Origin of the sequence: Streptomyces sp. NPDC101118 (genome assembly GCF_044759445.1) — a bacterium.
In the GTDB taxonomy this organism is placed as follows: Bacteria; Actinomycetota; Actinomycetes; order Streptomycetales; family Streptomycetaceae; genus Streptomyces.
This window is the reverse complement of sequence record NZ_JBIVZG010000024.1, coordinates 24,244-38,432: the sequence shown is the minus strand read 5'-3', so window position 1 is coordinate 38,432 and position 14,189 is coordinate 24,244. Positions and strand designations below refer to the sequence as shown.

12 protein-coding genes are annotated in these 14,189 nt (G+C 71.8%); 4 read left to right on the top strand and 8 right to left on the bottom strand.

What is annotated here, in order from left to right; all coding sequences use genetic code 11:
- Positions 1-4: 4 nt before the first annotated feature.
- Genes ACIQUQ_RS29910 through ACIQUQ_RS29890 form a run of 5 tightly spaced genes read right to left on the bottom strand, consistent with a single transcriptional unit; the run spans position 5 to position 6,653 of the window.
- A complete protein-coding gene (locus tag ACIQUQ_RS29910) occupies positions 5-1,102 on the bottom strand; it encodes a hypothetical protein (protein WP_403982084.1) in 1,098 nt (365 codons plus the stop codon).
- Positions 1,044-2,888, bottom strand: a complete 1,845-nt coding sequence (locus tag ACIQUQ_RS29905) for an asparagine synthetase B family protein (protein ID WP_403982082.1) — start codon at positions 2,886-2,888, stop codon at positions 1,044-1,046. The genes ACIQUQ_RS29910 and ACIQUQ_RS29905 overlap by 59 nt, the downstream gene beginning before the upstream one ends.
- Positions 2,876-3,880 (bottom strand): alpha/beta hydrolase-fold protein, encoded by a 1,005-nt coding sequence (locus ACIQUQ_RS29900; RefSeq protein WP_403982080.1) that lies wholly within the window; start codon positions 3,878-3,880, stop codon positions 2,876-2,878. Before ACIQUQ_RS29900 ends, ACIQUQ_RS29905 begins: the two co-directional genes overlap by 13 nt.
- On the bottom strand, positions 3,877-5,286 hold the full coding sequence (locus ACIQUQ_RS29895) for an MBL fold metallo-hydrolase (RefSeq protein WP_403982078.1): 1,410 nt from the start codon (positions 5,284-5,286) through the stop codon (positions 3,877-3,879). The genes ACIQUQ_RS29900 and ACIQUQ_RS29895 overlap by 4 nt, the downstream gene beginning before the upstream one ends.
- Entirely contained in the window at positions 5,286-6,653 is a 1,368-nt protein-coding gene (locus ACIQUQ_RS29890) for a formylglycine-generating enzyme family protein (protein WP_403982076.1), read from the bottom strand. Before ACIQUQ_RS29890 ends, ACIQUQ_RS29895 begins: the two co-directional genes overlap by 1 nt.
- A 344-nt stretch (positions 6,654-6,997) precedes the next feature.
- On the opposite strand from ACIQUQ_RS29890, the gene ACIQUQ_RS29885 reads away from it, so the two are divergent.
- Positions 6,998-7,795: a phytanoyl-CoA dioxygenase family protein gene (locus ACIQUQ_RS29885; protein WP_403982074.1), complete on the top strand. Its 798-nt coding sequence runs from the start codon at positions 6,998-7,000 to the stop codon at positions 7,793-7,795.
- Positions 7,796-7,836: 41 nt separating this feature from the next.
- Here ACIQUQ_RS29885 and ACIQUQ_RS29880 read toward each other — a convergent pair whose 3' ends face one another.
- The gene (locus tag ACIQUQ_RS29880; protein ID WP_403982071.1) at positions 7,837-9,111 is read right to left on the bottom strand and encodes an ATP-grasp domain-containing protein; all 1,275 of its coding nucleotides are present in this window, start codon (positions 9,109-9,111) and stop codon (positions 7,837-7,839) included.
- A 125-nt stretch (positions 9,112-9,236) separates the two neighbouring features.
- On the opposite strand from ACIQUQ_RS29880, the gene ACIQUQ_RS29875 reads away from it, so the two are divergent.
- Positions 9,237-10,493, top strand: coding sequence for an MFS transporter (locus ACIQUQ_RS29875; RefSeq protein WP_403982069.1), 1,257 nt, complete (start codon positions 9,237-9,239; stop codon positions 10,491-10,493).
- A gap of 55 nt (positions 10,494-10,548) precedes the next feature.
- On the opposite strand, the gene ACIQUQ_RS29870 is transcribed toward ACIQUQ_RS29875, so the two are convergent.
- The gene (locus ACIQUQ_RS29870; protein ID WP_403982067.1) at positions 10,549-12,090 is read right to left on the bottom strand and encodes an alpha/beta fold hydrolase; all 1,542 of its coding nucleotides are present in this window, start codon (positions 12,088-12,090) and stop codon (positions 10,549-10,551) included.
- A gap of 295 nt (positions 12,091-12,385) precedes the next feature.
- On the opposite strand from ACIQUQ_RS29870, the gene ACIQUQ_RS29865 reads away from it, so the two are divergent.
- Complete coding sequence (locus ACIQUQ_RS29865) at positions 12,386-12,799, top strand: VOC family protein (RefSeq protein WP_403982065.1); 414 nt, start codon at positions 12,386-12,388, stop codon at positions 12,797-12,799.
- Positions 12,800-12,903: 104 nt separating this feature from the next.
- Positions 12,904-13,338, top strand: a complete 435-nt coding sequence (locus tag ACIQUQ_RS29860; RefSeq protein WP_403982063.1) for a YdeI/OmpD-associated family protein — start codon at positions 12,904-12,906, stop codon at positions 13,336-13,338.
- Positions 13,339-13,347: 9 nt separating this feature from the next.
- On the opposite strand, the gene ACIQUQ_RS29855 is transcribed toward ACIQUQ_RS29860, so the two are convergent.
- Entirely contained in the window at positions 13,348-14,070 is a 723-nt protein-coding gene (locus ACIQUQ_RS29855; RefSeq protein WP_403982061.1) for a gamma-glutamyl-gamma-aminobutyrate hydrolase family protein, read from the bottom strand.
- Positions 14,071-14,189 lie beyond the last annotated feature (119 nt).

Here is a 14,189-nt window from a genome sequence, read left to right as displayed (position 1 = left end):
GCGGTCACCCCAGGGTCCCGGCGCGGCCGCCCAGGCGGAGTCCGGCGTCGAGTTCGGTGACCAGGGCGACGAAGGCGTCCCGTCCCAGGCCCGCGCCCGCGCTGCCCAGCAGCCGCAGCTCGTAGCCGTCGGGGTGCTGCCACCAGGCGTCGCAGGCTCCGTACCGGGCGTCGGAGTAGCCCAGGTGCAGCGGGCGGCCGCCGAGGTCGAGGAGTTCGGCGGTGGCGGGGTGCTTGTCGCGCTCCGGCGGGAAGACCAGGCGTCCGCCGCCGGTGCGCTGCGCGGTCAGGCGCAGCTCGCCGCCGGACGCGGAGGCGTAGACGACGTCGAGCTCGCGGACGGCGGCGCCGTCGCCGAAGGTCGCGGCGCTGTCGGCGCGGTACCCGCCGACGGACGGCGGCACCCCCTGTCCGGTGAGGAAGGCGGTGAGCTCCCCGGACGCGACCCAGTCGCCCTCGTGCTGCCGGTCGCGCCGGTGGAAGGAGAAGACGCCGGTGGGCACGGAGACCATCTCGGCCGGCTGCCGGGCCCAGTAGCTCAGCTCGGCGAACGGGGTGGCCAGCACCCTCGGCACGGCCTCCGGTACGGCGGGCCGCAACGCGGCGTAGAGCGCGACGAGTTCCTCGTCGGTGAACTCCCCCTCCAGCACCGAGAGCTCGACCGTGGTGCGCGCCATCCGGGCGCTGGCGGCCCGGTGGCCCATGTAGTCGGTGCCGAGCCAGACGACCCGGCCCTCGCCGATCTCGTACGGCCGGGTGTCGCTGCCCCACAGGCAGGGGTGGTCCGCGGCGGGGAACGCCCAGTCGTACAGGAACTGCTTCAGCCGCAGCCGCCGTCCGCCGCCGGAGATCTCGGTGCGGTAGCCGGACGGGTTGGCGTCGCTCCACGGGCTGCGGCCCTCGGCCTCGACGCGGCCGGGGGGCGCCTCGCGGCGGATCGTGCCGGTGCTGGTGTCGCATCCCCCGGGCAGCTCGGACGGCCGCCACACCACGAAGTTGCACCCGTCCTGGGCGAGCTCCTCCGTGATCACCGGCGGCAGCGGGTCAAGCTCGGCCGCGCTGTCCAGGATGTGCCAGCGCCAGTGGGGGACGGGACTGCTCACCGTGACTCCTCGGGTGGGTTCGGAGCTCCGCGAGGTGGTCGAGCCAGGCGGAGGTTGAGGCAAGGAACATCCATTCGCCGACGCCCAGCTCGGCGCGGAGTCCGGCCGGCAGCTGCGGCAGCCCGAAGGGGGTGCCGAGCCCGTCGGCCAGGTCGGTCAGCTGGCGGACGTAGCGGGGGTCGGTGGGGGTCGGGAAGCCCTGCTTGCGGCGGTTGCGGATCGATTCGGGCAGCAGGTCGGCGAGCGCGGCCTTCAGCAGTCCCTTGTGGGTGCCGGGCTGGTTGCTGTCCTTGAGGTGCTCGGGGCAGCGGAAGGCCAGTTCGGCGAGGGTGACGTCCTGGAAGACGGGCCGGTCCTCCAGGGTGAAGGTCGACGAGGTGGCGTCCACCATGTCGTTGACGTAGACCAGGAAGCGCCGCATCAGGTGGTGCCTGCCGCGTTTGAGCGGCGATGCCGTCTTGAGCGCCCGGTACTCGGCCATGGTGCGCTCCCACACCATGTCGGTCACCGTCGTCATGTCGACGTCGAGCTCGTGCGCCATCCACTCGACGAGCCGGGCCCAGACCGGGCGTTCGTCGGCGTGGAGACGGTGTGTCAGGTAGTGGCGCCCGTGGATGAAGGTGGGCGCGTAGGGGTCGACGACGGGGAAGTACCGGCCGGCCTGGTACCCCCAGAGCTCGTCGGCTCCGTGCCCGGAATAGACGACCACGTTCCCGTCGGCGGCGATGGACCGGTAGAGGTGGTGCATCGCCAGCTCGGCGCCGTGCAGCAGCGGGCGGTGCAGCCGGGTGGGCAGGACCGGCAGCAGCTCGGCGGCGGCGTCGCGGTCCAGGTCGAGGACCTTCAGCGGTACGCCCAGGTGCTCGGCGGCCTCGGTGGCGTGCGCGACGTCGTCGCCCGAGCCGCCGATGCCGTCCTGGTAGCGCAGGACGTACGCGTCGACCGGCAGCCCGTGGCGGGTCAGGCCGGCGACGACGGCCGTGCTGTCGACGCCGCCGCTGAGCACCGCCGCCCGGGGGACGTCGGAGACCGACCGCTGCTCGATCGCCCGGTCGAAGGCGGCCCGGATCTCCTCGGCCTCGATCGGACGGTCCACCGCCACGGGGTGCCAGTAGCGGTGCCTGGTCGTGCGGGGCCGGTCGATGACGAGGTACTCGGCGGGCGGCAGGGTCTCGATGCCGCGCAGCCAGGTGCGGTCGTCCGCGGCGTCCATCCGGATCCAGGAGCGGAGCAGGTACTCCTCGCGGTCCACCTCGGGGGTGACGAGGCCGGTGGCGAGCAGCACCCCCTGCTCGGAGGCGAACAGCAGTCCGCCGTCGGTGAAGGCGTAGAACAGCGGCTTCACGCCGAAGTGGTCCCGGGCCAGCACCACGCGTCCGGTCCAGGTGTCGTGCCAGGCGAGCGCGAACATGCCGTCCAGCGGCCGCAGCGCGGCGGCCGGGTCGGCGGGCTCGCGGCAGACCTGCTGGAGGACGAACTCGGTGTCACAGGTGGTGCGGCGGGGCCACAGCGGCGGCGCGGGCGAACGGGAGCCGTAGACCTCGCCGTTGTGCACCAGCACGATCCGGCCGTCGGGGTCGGTCATCGGCTGGTCGCCGGCGTGGCTGCGGTCGCGGATGGCGAGCCGTGTCGCGCAGAGCATGACGGTGCCGCAGGGCGAGACGTACGGGGCGCAGGCCGCCTCGCCGCGGTGTGCCATGGCGTCGGTCATGGTCCGGCCGAGCGCGTCCAGCCAGCCGGGATCGCGCCGTCCTTCGAAGCTGATGAAGCCCGCTATGCCGCACATGCGTCACCCTCCGGTTCCCCCCACACCTTCCAGAGCTCCGCCAGAGCCTCGGTGTAGACGTGCTCGATGCCCTGGTGACCGCCCTCGTGCTCGCGGTAGAGGTGGGGGACCCGGTGGGCGTCGAGGGCTGCGTGGAGGGCGCGGGCGCCCCAGTGCATGCCGTACTCGTCGCGCTGGCCGACGCTGAGGTGGAGCAGGCCGAGTCCGGCGAGCCGGCCGGCGTACGCGGGGAGCATCCGCACCGGGTCGTGGGTGAGCCAGCGCTGCCACACCTCGTCGCGGAACACACCGGTCACGGGGTCGCAGGGCAGCGCGTCCGACGCGGTGGTCCGGGGGTCGTCGGCGTAGCACATGCCCATGGCGATGATGCTCATCGCGACCATGAAGGGGACGTCGTGCGGGCCGGTGTCGCGGCGGGCCAGCAGGGCCTCGACGCCGCCGGCGGCCCGGACGGTGTCGAGCGTACGGGGCAGCAGGGGCAGGTAGCTGTGCTCGAACCCGGCGTCGGGCGAGCAGGCGATCACCGAGCCGAACAGGTCGGAGGTCATGCCGGCGACGAGGGCGCCGTAGCCGCCGCTCGACTTGCCGCCGATGGTGCGCCAGGCCGGTTCCGCGCGGGTGGCGAAGCGCGCGTCGATCTCGGCGACGACCTCGGCCAGGTAGCCGGCGTACGCGCCGGAGGCGGCGGAGTCGATGTACTGCGAGCCGCCGTAGGCGGTCGTGCAGTCGGGCACGACGAGCAGCGCGGGCGGCACGCGGCCGTCCGTCATCGCCTCGCGGAGGCGGTCGGCGACGGACGCGCCGAAGGCGAGCGCCTTGCCGGCGAGGCTGGGGTTGGCGCCGTACCCGGGCAGCCAGTACACGACCGGGAACCGCCGGACGCCGTCGTAGCCGGGCGGCAGGTGCACCTCGATGCGGCGCCGGTGGGGGTCGCCGAGGGGGTTGCCGCGCAGGCTGGTGCTCTCGTGCTCCAGCACGACCGGGCTGCTCATGCCTCGCTCGCCTCCCGCAGCGTGCGCTCCACGTGGCGCGTGTAGAAGGACGGGTGGTGGAAGACCGCGGAGAGCAGCAGGCCGTCGCTGGCCCACAGGCTGTAGGAGCTGCCGATCAGCAGGTCGGCGCCGAGCATGGCCTCCAGGGTGCTCGCCGCCATCTCGGTCCAGCCCTCGGCGCCGGTGACGTGGCCGCGGGCGGTGCCGGGGCCGAGCCGTACCACCCGGTCGGCGACCGGGTCGAGGAGGAACGAGGTCTCGGTGCCGTCGTCCTCGTACAGCGAGACGACGTGCCGTCCGGCGCCGTCGTCCAGGGCGCGGTACCAGTAGTCGGTCGCCACGAGGCGGTCCAGCAGTTCGCGGAGCATGTCCTCGCTGCTGCGGGTCTGGACGCCGTACCGGTCGAGGGAGGCGTCGAAGGCCGGCACGTGCGTGGCCGGGTCGAGCGTGATCGCGGAGTAGACCTCGTCGAAGTCGTACGCGTCGGGCGCGACCGGACCGTCGACCAGGGCGGCCTTGCCGTGTGCCACCTCCAGCACCTGTCCGGGGCCCCACAGCAGGCCGTCGCGGCCCAGCTCGTCCAGCCGGCGCAGGGCCTGGGCCGGGGTGAAGGGGAACATCGTCTTGTTGCACCAGGAGTAGTCGCGCTCGCCGTCGCCGCTGATGCGCCAGCCGAACGAGGAGGGCACGGTCACGGTCGCGGGGATCGAGGCGATGTACCGGTCGAAGTTCGCGACGGCGCGGGCGCGGATCGCGTCGGCGTCGGTCAGGGGGCGGCGTTCGGTGAGGACGCCGGGCGGCGAGATGCTGTGTGCGGGGACGAACACGGCGTCGACCCGCGGCGCGTCGTCGCGCGCGAAGGCCTCGACGGTGTCGTCGTGGAGGAGCGCGTCGCCGCACAGCATGACGGCCGCGTCGGCGGTCTGCACGAGCACGCTCATCTCGGGGAACGACACGGCCGAGGGGAAGGTCCGCAGGACCGTGCCGCCCGGGGTGGTGAGCGTGTCGCCCGGGGTGACCGGGCGCAGGCGCTCGAAGCCGAAGCGGCGCAGGGTCCAGGAGATCGCCTGGTGTCCGAGTCCGGAGGCGGTCAGCACGGGCGGGACCGGTCCGGCCGGGTAGACGCAGGTGACCTCGGAGCTCTGCCGGGGGCTGTCGTCGAAGTCGACGTCGGCGCCGTCGACCAGGCGGAGCAGGGAGGGGAAGTGGTGGTGGTCGTAGTGGTGGTGGCTGAGGACCACGTAGTCGACGCCTTCGTCGAGCACCGTGCGGACCAGGTCGTCGGGCAGCGGCGGGTGGTGTTCCCAGAAGCGGTCCAGGCGCTGGGTGAGCCACGGGTCGAAGAGGATCCGCTCCGTCCCCGTGTCGATGAGGACGGCCGCGTGGCCGAGGGAGGTCAGTCGCATCAGAGGTTCCCCTCGTACACGCAGCGGAAGCCGACCTCCATGTGGCGGTCGGTGATCAGGTCCTTGCCGCGGTAGAACGTGGTCAGGCAGGCGGGGGGCGAGGTGAAGGTGCCGCCGCGCAGCACGTGGAAGGCTTCCTTGCGGTTCATGAAGTCCAGCGGGTGGCGTCCCCGGAAGAAGGGGTCCATGTCCTCGCCGGTGTAGAAGTTGGTCCGGGTCAGCTCCCAGACGTTGCCCGACATCTGCAGGACGCCGTACGGGCTGGCGCCCGCCGGGAGCGCGTCGGCCGCCAGCACCGGGTCGGCGGGGTTCTCCCCCTGCTCGATGGTGACCAGGAGCGCTTCGAGGGAGTCGAGGTCGGCGACGGCCTGGCCGAACGACCGCTCCACGTAGTTCACCCGGTCGGGGTCCCAGTCGTTGCCCCAGGGGAAGCGGCGTCCGTCCACACCACGGGCGGCCTTCTCCCACTGGACCTCGCTGGGCAGCGCGCCGCCGGCCCACTTCGCGAAGGCGTGGGCGTCGTACCAGTCGATGCCGACGACCGGCAGGTCGGGCGCGTTGAAGCGGGGGTCGTGCCAGTGCGCGGGGCGGTGGGATCCGCCGAGCGGCTGGTCGGGGTGGTCGAACTCGCCGGAGTCGCCCACCTCTTCGAGGAACTCGCGGTAGCGGGCGTTGGTCACGGTGGTGCGGTCGATGAGGAAGGCGGGCACGTCCACCGCGCGCAGCGTGGTGTCGTCCTGCGCCATGCGGAACGCGTCGGGCTGCTCGTCCGCACCGATGATCGCCGGACCGGCCGGCACGAGCACGACGTCCTCGTTGCGCCGGGGGCGCGTGCGGACGGCGTCGACCCGGGCCCGCATGTCCGTGAAGTACTCGTCCTCCAGGCGGCGGAGCTCGGCGGGGTCACGCGTGCCGAAGATGGCGATCAGGGCGCGCTTGGTGAGCGCGGCTCCGCAGCCGACGGGCTTGCGTGCCCAGTCGGGGCGGGTGAAGTTGCTGGGCCAGCCCGAGATGCGGATGAGGTCGGGGACGGCGGCGGCGATCCGGTGTTCCGTGATGACCTTGAGCGCGGTGAAGGCGACCCAGTCGACCGTGTCGTGCGTCGCCGAGGCGACGGCGGTGTCGGCGGCGGCGTCGCCCGCGTGGTGCGCGGCCAGCAGCCGCACCGCGCCGGCGCGTACCGGCCACTCGGGGTGGGCGACCACGAGGCTCGCCAGCAGCGGTATGCCGTCGGCGGCGCGACCCTTCTCCTCGGCCAGGTCGATGACGCGCTGCACCGAAGCCCAGTAACGGGCGTCGGTGGACTCGTCGATCGCCAGCAGGTCGGCGGGAACCTCGATGACTTCGGAAACCTGATTACCTACCATCTTTACCTCTCTCGGACGGCGAGCCGCCCGCACGGAATTTCTCCGTACGGGCGGCTCATTCGCGGCTCAGCGGGTTACCACTTGGAGCACTCCTGCTTGGCGTCACGGGTCTCGATGAAGTCACGGTCGCTCATTTTCATCTCCCTTCTGCATTCGGGGATTCCCAAGGTGTCGGGATTCCCGAGTCCGCGTTTGTGCGGCCGGTCGGCCTCACGACTCAAGTAACGCAGGCCGCGGAGGGAGCCGCAACGGTGAACCAGGAAAAGAGCATTCCTCGATAACCTCCGAGTAGGTTGATCGCGATCTTGGCGTTCAAGAAGGACGTTCGGAGAAGGAGGAAAAGAATGGTTGACACCGCTTCCCGGGAGATACGGGAGTACGGGTTCACGCAGCTCCCGGGGCTCGCGTCCGGCGACGCGCTCGCCCGGCTCCGGCGCGCGGTCGGCCGGATCGAGGAGCTCGCCGCCGACCGCACGGCCTCGGGCGGGGAGTTCGTCCTGGAGGCGCCCGGCGTCGGCGGGTGGGCGGCCTGGCAGCAGGGCACCGGTGCCCTCAAGGGGGTGCTCCGGTCGGCCGACCGGATCCACGAGCACGTCCCGGAGTTCGGCGACGTGGAGCGCTCGCTGGGCCTGGCCGACGGGCCGGTCGCGCGGGGCGTGGGCGCCCCCGGCGAGCTGGTCAACTCGTTCCTGTGGGCCAAGCCGCCCGTCGTGGGCTCGGCCAAGCCCTGGCACCAGGACATCGCCTTCGCGCCGCCCGCCTTCGACGCGGAGGAGCACGGCATCGTGACGGTCTGGATCGCGCTCGAGCCGGCGACCACGCGCAACGGCTGCCTCGAGTTCATCCCCGGGTCCCACGTGCTCGGGCTGTTCCCGCACAGCGGGGACCGTGAGCGGCTGGCGGGCGAGGAGCGGCTGGCGAAGGCGGTCGAGCCGCACATCGCGGACGCGCACCTGCCCCGTACGGCCGAACCGGTGGCCGTGCCCCTCGGACCCGGTTCGGCCGTGATGTTCGACGGCCTGGTGGTGCACCGCTCGGCGCCCAACACCACGGCGTCGGAGCCCCGTACCGCGGTCAGCTTCGTCTACAAGGTGCCGCGGACGTCGTGGTCGCGGCTGGAGCCGGCCGCGGTTGCGGCGTGACGTTCGACCGCGGCGGTTCCTCAGTCGAACGTTGAGCTCCGTCAGCCCGCCCCCCGGTCGAGGACGTAGAACCCGGTGCCGTCGAGGTGGCGGATCGTGTTCAGGTCGCGCTGCACGACCTCTTCGAGGTCGTGCAGCAGCGTCACGATGACGGGGTAGGTGAGGTCGTCGACCGTCCGGCGGATCTCCTGGCCGGGCTTCGTGAGGGTGATCAGGGTGTGGAAGCCCTCCAGCAGCTCGATCTCCTCGATGCCGCGGTACTCGCTGAGCACGCCCTCCACCGGCGAGACCATGCCGACGATCGCGCAGAACTTCCGCACCTCGTACGGGGTTCCGGCGCGGGCGTGGAACCGCTCGGGGCGCAGGTACGCGTCCACGGTCCACTCCAGCTGCGACGCGCCGATGCCGAGGCTGGCACCGGCCGGGATGCCGCCGCCGGCTATCCGGGCGCCGACCTCCACCAGGCAGGGCCCGGCAGGGGTCATCCGGATCTCCACGTGCGCGGGGCCGTGCCGGATGCCGAGGGCGTCCAGGACCTGGAACGCGTACTCCCTGAGGGAGTCCACGACCCGCTCCCCCGAGTCGATCAGCAGGAGGGCGTCACAGAGGTCGACGACGCCGTTGGCGCTGACGCGGGTGGTCCGCCAGACGTCGCACAGGTGGTGCCGGCCGTCGCGGCTGACGGTGTTCACCATGTACTCGGTGCCCGGGAGGTACTCCTGCGCCACGGCCCCGTTGTTGGGCTGGGAGAAGACGTCGTCGGCGGGGGCGAGGGCGTGGAACGCGGCGACGGACTCCTCCGGGGTGTCGCAGAAGGAGACGCCCTGGCTGCCTGCGCTCCGCGGCGGCTTGAGGACGACGCGGCCGCCCAGCTCGCGGTGCCAGGCGGCGAGCTCGTCGGCGTCGGTGGCCCGCAACTGGCGGGCGGCGCGGAGCCCGGCGGCGCGCACGGTCTCGACCATGAGGTGCTTGTCGCGCCGCGCGGCGCTGAGTTCGGTGCCGTTGCCGGGCAGCCCGAGCCGCTGCGCGAGGAGGTCCGCGAGCTCGACCCCGAGCTCGCCGCCGGAGATCACCGCGATCGGGGAGAACGCCGCGACGGCTTCGGCCGTGGCGTCCAGGTCTCCTTCGTGGACGATGTCGGCGATGAAGTCGTCCGGGACGTACGGCGCCGCGCGGTAAACGTACGGAACCTCACGCGTGCTCTGCACGCGCACGATGGAACAGCCCTGTTCCAGGAATTTCAGAACCAGCGAACGGACCGCGGCGTAGGCGTCGACCATCACGATGCACGGGTTGCTCTGATTGTCTGCTGTCATGAGTTCAACATAGACAGGGCCACCGCTCGCCGAAATCCGTTCAGCTCTGCCATCCTCCGAGCCTGGAGGATGAGCCGATGACATCTTATTTGGCGAGGATTCGCTCGCCGCATTTCACGCCCGCATTGCTGTTCGTCAATACCTGCGGCAATTTCCTGGTCCTCGTGGCGCTGTCCACGCACGTGGGTTCGACGACCGGGTCGGGACTGCTCGCCGGGGCGGTGCTCAGCGCGCCGTGGCTCCCCGCGCTGCTGCTGGCCGCCCCGCTCAACCGGCTGCTCACCAAGCGTCCCCCGGAAGTCCTCGTCCGGCTGGCCGAGGCGGCGAGCCTGGCGGTGACCGTGGCCGCGCTGCTGGCGCCGGGCGGGGCGCTGCTCGCGGTGGCCGCTTCGCTCGTGGTCGCCCGCGGGTTCTTCGAGGCGGTCACCCGCTCCGCCACGTCGGTCGTACTGCGCAACATAGTCCCGTCGGAACGGCTTGACCAGGCCAACACCGTCGCCGAGATCTGCAAGCTGACCGGTGTCAGCGTCGGGGCGGCACTGGCCGGGCCGCTCTCGTCGGTCCTGTCGCTGCGGGGCCTGGTCGCCGTGAACGCGGCGACGCTGGCGGTCTCGGCGCTCCTCGCCTGGGCCCTGCCGTCGGCCCCCGGGGGAGCTACGGCCGGCGCGAAGAACGGCGCGGATTCCGGGACCGGCGCACGGCTGCGCGTCCAGGACCCCGTGCTGCGCAGGCTCTTCGCCCGGTTCCTCCTGGTGGCGTTCTGGCAGGGGTTCCACACGGTGGCCGTCACCGTGATCCCGCTCCACGTGCTGGGCGGCGGAACCCGCCTGGTGGGCATCTTCGTCGCGGTGTCGGCGGTCGCCGTCTTCGCCGGCTCGCTCGCCGCCCTGCCGGCCCAGCGGTACCTCGCCCACGTGCCCTCGACCACCTGGGTGCTGCTGCCCCTCGTGCCCCTGCTGGCCGCGGTGGCGGTCGGCCGGACGGTGCCGACGATCGTGCTGTACGCGCTGTTCCTGGTGCTCTTCGAGGTGGCGTTCGTCCACTACAACAACAAGCTGCTGGCCTCGGCGTCCGACGAGGAGCTCCCGTCGGTGGTGACGCTGCGTGCCACGCTGCTGCCCTCGGGCGTGGCGGTGTCCATCCTCGTCATGGGCGCGCTGTCCGACCTCGCCGGCCCGCTGGCCGCGGCCTTCGTGGTCGCCGGCATCACGGTCCTGGTGACCGCCGCGACCGCGGACACCCGGCGGTCCTGGCGGGCGAAGCCGGCCGGACAGACGGAGCAGGCCGGGGAGACCGAGCGGGCCGAGCAGACGGAGTACTCGGAGCAGACCGGGCAGGCCGCGCAGGCCGACGCCCACCGGCCGGTCTCCGCGACGCGCTGAGGGACATGCGGCGGGCCCCGCACGGTGACCGTGCGGGGCCCGCTGCGACGGAGGATCAGGTGGTCGGCGGAACCGGGTCCGCGGCCGCCTGGCAGGTGGCGTCGATGCCCCACCACGAGGTGGGACGGGTGCCGTCCCGGAAGTAGTCACTGGCGTACGTGTTGAGGCAGGCGTTGTTGTTGGCCGTCAGCGTCGAGCCGAGGTTGTGGCCGCCCAGCTCCACGATGAGACGGGAGTTGGGGAACCGGACGCGCATGTCGAGGGCGCCGAACAACCCGTGCGAGGGGTCGTACTGCGGCTGCACGAGCAGGATGTTGACGCTGCTGTTGCCGACCTGGGCCGGGGTCTGCGACTGGACCGGCCAGAAGGCGCACGGCGCGCTGTACCAGGCGTTGCTCCAGGTCAGGAGCTTGTTGCCGGCGGCGTACTGGCCGGCCAGGGTGGCGCTCCAGACGTTCCAGTTCTTCGGCCACGGGCCTTCGGAGCAGTTGACCGCGCTGGTCATCGCGACGCGGTTCTGCTGCGGGAAGCCCGGGGTCGGGGAGTCGGCCCGCAGCGCCGTCGCGTCACCGCGCACCACGAAGTCGGAGAAGATCTTCGCGCGGCTCACCCAGGTCCAGCTGCGGTAGACGACCTGCTCGAAGACGTTCGTCCACTCGCCCGGTCCGATCCTGCCGTCGACGGGCGTCGCACGGAGGGTCTCCAGGGCCTCGTAGTACTTGTCCTCGACCTCTTCCGCGGTCGTGCCCAGGTGGTAGACGGAGTCGTACTTGGCGACCCAGGCGAAGAAGAGCCCGCCGCTGTGCTCGGCCGTGAAGTTCTTGGCCATCTGGTTCTGGTAGCCCAAGCCGCTGGGGCTGGGCACGCTGTCGAGCACCATGCGCTTCACCCGGGCCGGGTACATCGACGCGTAGACCGAGCCGAGGTAGGCGCCCCAGTCGATGCCGTAGTAGCTGATCTGCTCCTGCCCCAGGGCGATCCGTATGCGGTCGAGGTCGCGCGCGGAGTCCTTGGTGGTGAAGTGCTTGAGCGTGTCGCCGTACTTGTCGCCGCAGCTCTTGGCGTACGCCTGGGCACGGGCCACGGAAGCCTGCTCGTCCGCGGCCGTCTGCGGCACGGGGTCGGGGAGCAGCGGGTTGATGTAGGACGCGTCGCACACGAGGGCGGGCTCGCTGGCCCCGACGCCGCGCGGGTCCATGCCGATCCAGTCGTAGATGGGGCCGACGTCCTTGGCCAGCCCGCTCGTGCCCTTGGCGTACCGGGTCGGCATGTCGCGGCTGATCGGGCCGGGCCACTGGCCGCGGTGCAGCAGCACGACGCCCTTGTACTGGTCGTCGGGGACCGTGTGCTTGGCGCGGGTCAGCGCCAGCTTGATCTTCTGGCCGTCGGGCTGGGCGTAGTCCAGCGGGACCTCCAGCGAGCCGCACTCCAGGCCCTTGAGCAACGCGCCGAGGTTCGGGTCGGCGTCGGGACACGGCGCCCAGGCGATCGTTCCGGCGGCCGGCGCGGCAGCCTCTTCGGCCACTGCCACGGGGGTGACGGCCGGGAGCGACAGGCCGGTCACGATCACCGCAGTGACCAGTGCGAGCTTTTTCATGGATTCCCCTTCTGAATGCACGGCGGTCACAGGGTGGCAAGGGGCTCTTCGGCAAAGGTCGAAATTGGCTCAAAACCTGCTGGAGTCGACACGAACCGATAAGCTCCATTCCGGTAATTTCGCCGGAATGCGGCTGGAATCCGGAGGGCCGGCCGACGGGGCGGGGCGCGTCCGGGGCGCGTCGGCGTTGCGGTCCGGATCGATCAGGAATCGAGAAGCGCGGCTCACGGAGCCGCGCCTAGCCTGCTGAGCGAGGGCCTTCGGCACGCATCACCCACAGTTCGAGGAGCAAGGCATGAAAGCGCACGTCAGCTCGATCCTTCTTGGTGTCCGGGACATGGACCGGGCCAAGCGGTTCTACACCGAGGGGCTCGGCTGGAAGATCAAGAACGACTACGGCATCTCGGTGTTCTTCGCATCGGACGGCGCCTCGCCCGTAGGCTTCTACGGCCGCGAGGGCCTGGCCGCCCAGGTGGGCACCGACCAGGAGGGCAGCGGCTTCAGCGGCCTGGTGCTGACCTACGTCGTCCGCAGCGAGGCGCGGGTCGACGAGGTCATGGCGGAGGCCCAGAACGCCGGCGCCAAGGTGCTCAAGCCCGCCGGCGCGCTCCCGTGGGGCGGGTACGGCGGTACGTTCGCCGACCCGGAGGGCTACATCTGGAGCCTCGGCTACAGCGCCCAGGGCGACGACCAGCCGTACGCCGAATAACCGCGGCCATCGTCCCGGTCCGTCCGGGACGGCGGGCGCGTGCCGCTTCCGTCCCGGACGGCCGGGATCCGTGGTGAACCCGGCAGGATGAACAGGAGAAGACCTTGAAGTTTCGGTCCATCGTGGAACCGCCCGAGCCGATGCGCGGGCTGCTGGTTCCGCCCGAGGTGGTGGAAGCACTCGGCGAGGGCTCACGGCCGCCGGTGACGATCACGATCAACGGGCATTCCTGGCAGAGCCGGGTCGCCTACCTGCGCGGGCGCCACCTGATCGGCCTCAGCCACGCCAACCGGCGGGCCTCGGAGGTCGAGATCGGCGAGGAGATCGAGGTCGAGCTGGAGCTCGACACCGAGCCGCGCGTCGTCGTCGAGCCCGCGGACTTCGCGCAGGCCCTGGACGACGAGCCGGCCGCCCGCGCCGCCTACGACAACCTCACGCACAGCCGCAAGCGCGAGCACGTGCGCGCCATCGAGAGCGCGAAGCTGCCCGAGACGCGGCAACGGCGCATCGACAAGGCCATCGCCACCCTGCGGGGCTGACGCCCGGGTTCAGCGGCGTCCGGCGGCGCTCACGAGTGCCTGGTGGAGCCGCCGGTCGGGGGTGAATCCCGCTTCCCACTGCACGCCGACGGCGAAGGGGTGGTCCGTGACCTCGATGGCCTCGACGGTCCCGTCCGCCGCCCAGCCGGTGGCGGTGAGGCCGGTGCCCAGCCGGTTGACGGCCTGGTGGTGGTGACAGGCCGTCACCGGCTCGTCCTCGTCGAGGACGGCGGCGATCCGGCTGCCCGGCTCCAGCTTCAGCGGCTGGGTGCCGAGGGTGAAGGACGGCGTGTCCGGGCGGTGGCCGTCGTGGCCGGTGACCTCGGGCAGGTGCTGGTGCAGCGAGCCCCCGTGCAGCACGTTGAGCAGCTGCATGCCGCGGCAGATGCCGAGTACGGGCAGCCCGGCGTCGAGAGCCGCCCGGATCAGGCCCAGCTCGACGCGGTCGGCGTCCGGGGTCGCCGCCCACGTGCCGGGGTGCGGCTCCTCGCCGTACAGCGCCGGATCCAGATCGGGGCCACCCGGGACCAGCAGGCCGTCGATCCGGTCCGCCATGGCCTCGACGCCGGGCAGCAGCGGAAGCAGCAGGGGCGTGCAGCCCGCCGCGGCCAGGAAGCCCAGGTGGGCCTGGAGCGCGAAGCTGACGACCATGTCGCTGCCCTGGAACGTGACCGGCGCGGTCCGCGCACAGATCCCGATCACCGGCCGCCCCGTGCTCGCCGAACCATTCATGACCGATTCCATAACCACCTTCACGGATTTCCGGGTTCAACTGAGGAAATTGGGCAGATGAAACAACCGCTGCCACGAACGGCCAGCACGGCCAAAGTAACCGTGTGCGTGAAGCGGCG

Bases quoted from the DNA above. Each gene is read 5' to 3' on its own strand.
- ACIQUQ_RS29855 (WP_403982061.1), bottom strand. From the start codon at position 14,070: ATGAATGGTTCGGCGAGCACGGGGCGGCCGGTGATCGGGATCTGTGCG.
- ACIQUQ_RS29890 (WP_403982076.1), bottom strand. From the start codon at position 6,653: ATGGTAGGTAATCAGGTTTCCGAAGTCATCGAGGTTCCCGCCGACCTG.
- ACIQUQ_RS29895 (WP_403982078.1), bottom strand. From the start codon at position 5,286: ATGCGACTGACCTCCCTCGGCCACGCGGCCGTCCTCATCGACACGGGG.
- ACIQUQ_RS29880 (WP_403982071.1), bottom strand. From the start codon at position 9,111: ATGACAGCAGACAATCAGAGCAACCCGTGCATCGTGATGGTCGACGCC.
- ACIQUQ_RS29885 (WP_403982074.1), top strand. From the start codon at position 6,998: ATGGTTGACACCGCTTCCCGGGAGATACGGGAGTACGGGTTCACGCAG.
- ACIQUQ_RS29905 (WP_403982082.1), bottom strand. From the start codon at position 2,888: ATGTGCGGCATAGCGGGCTTCATCAGCTTCGAAGGACGGCGCGATCCC.
- ACIQUQ_RS29870 (WP_403982067.1), bottom strand. From the start codon at position 12,090: ATGAAAAAGCTCGCACTGGTCACTGCGGTGATCGTGACCGGCCTGTCG.
- ACIQUQ_RS29900 (WP_403982080.1), bottom strand. From the start codon at position 3,880: ATGAGCAGCCCGGTCGTGCTGGAGCACGAGAGCACCAGCCTGCGCGGC.
- ACIQUQ_RS29865 (WP_403982065.1), top strand. From the start codon at position 12,386: ATGAAAGCGCACGTCAGCTCGATCCTTCTTGGTGTCCGGGACATGGAC.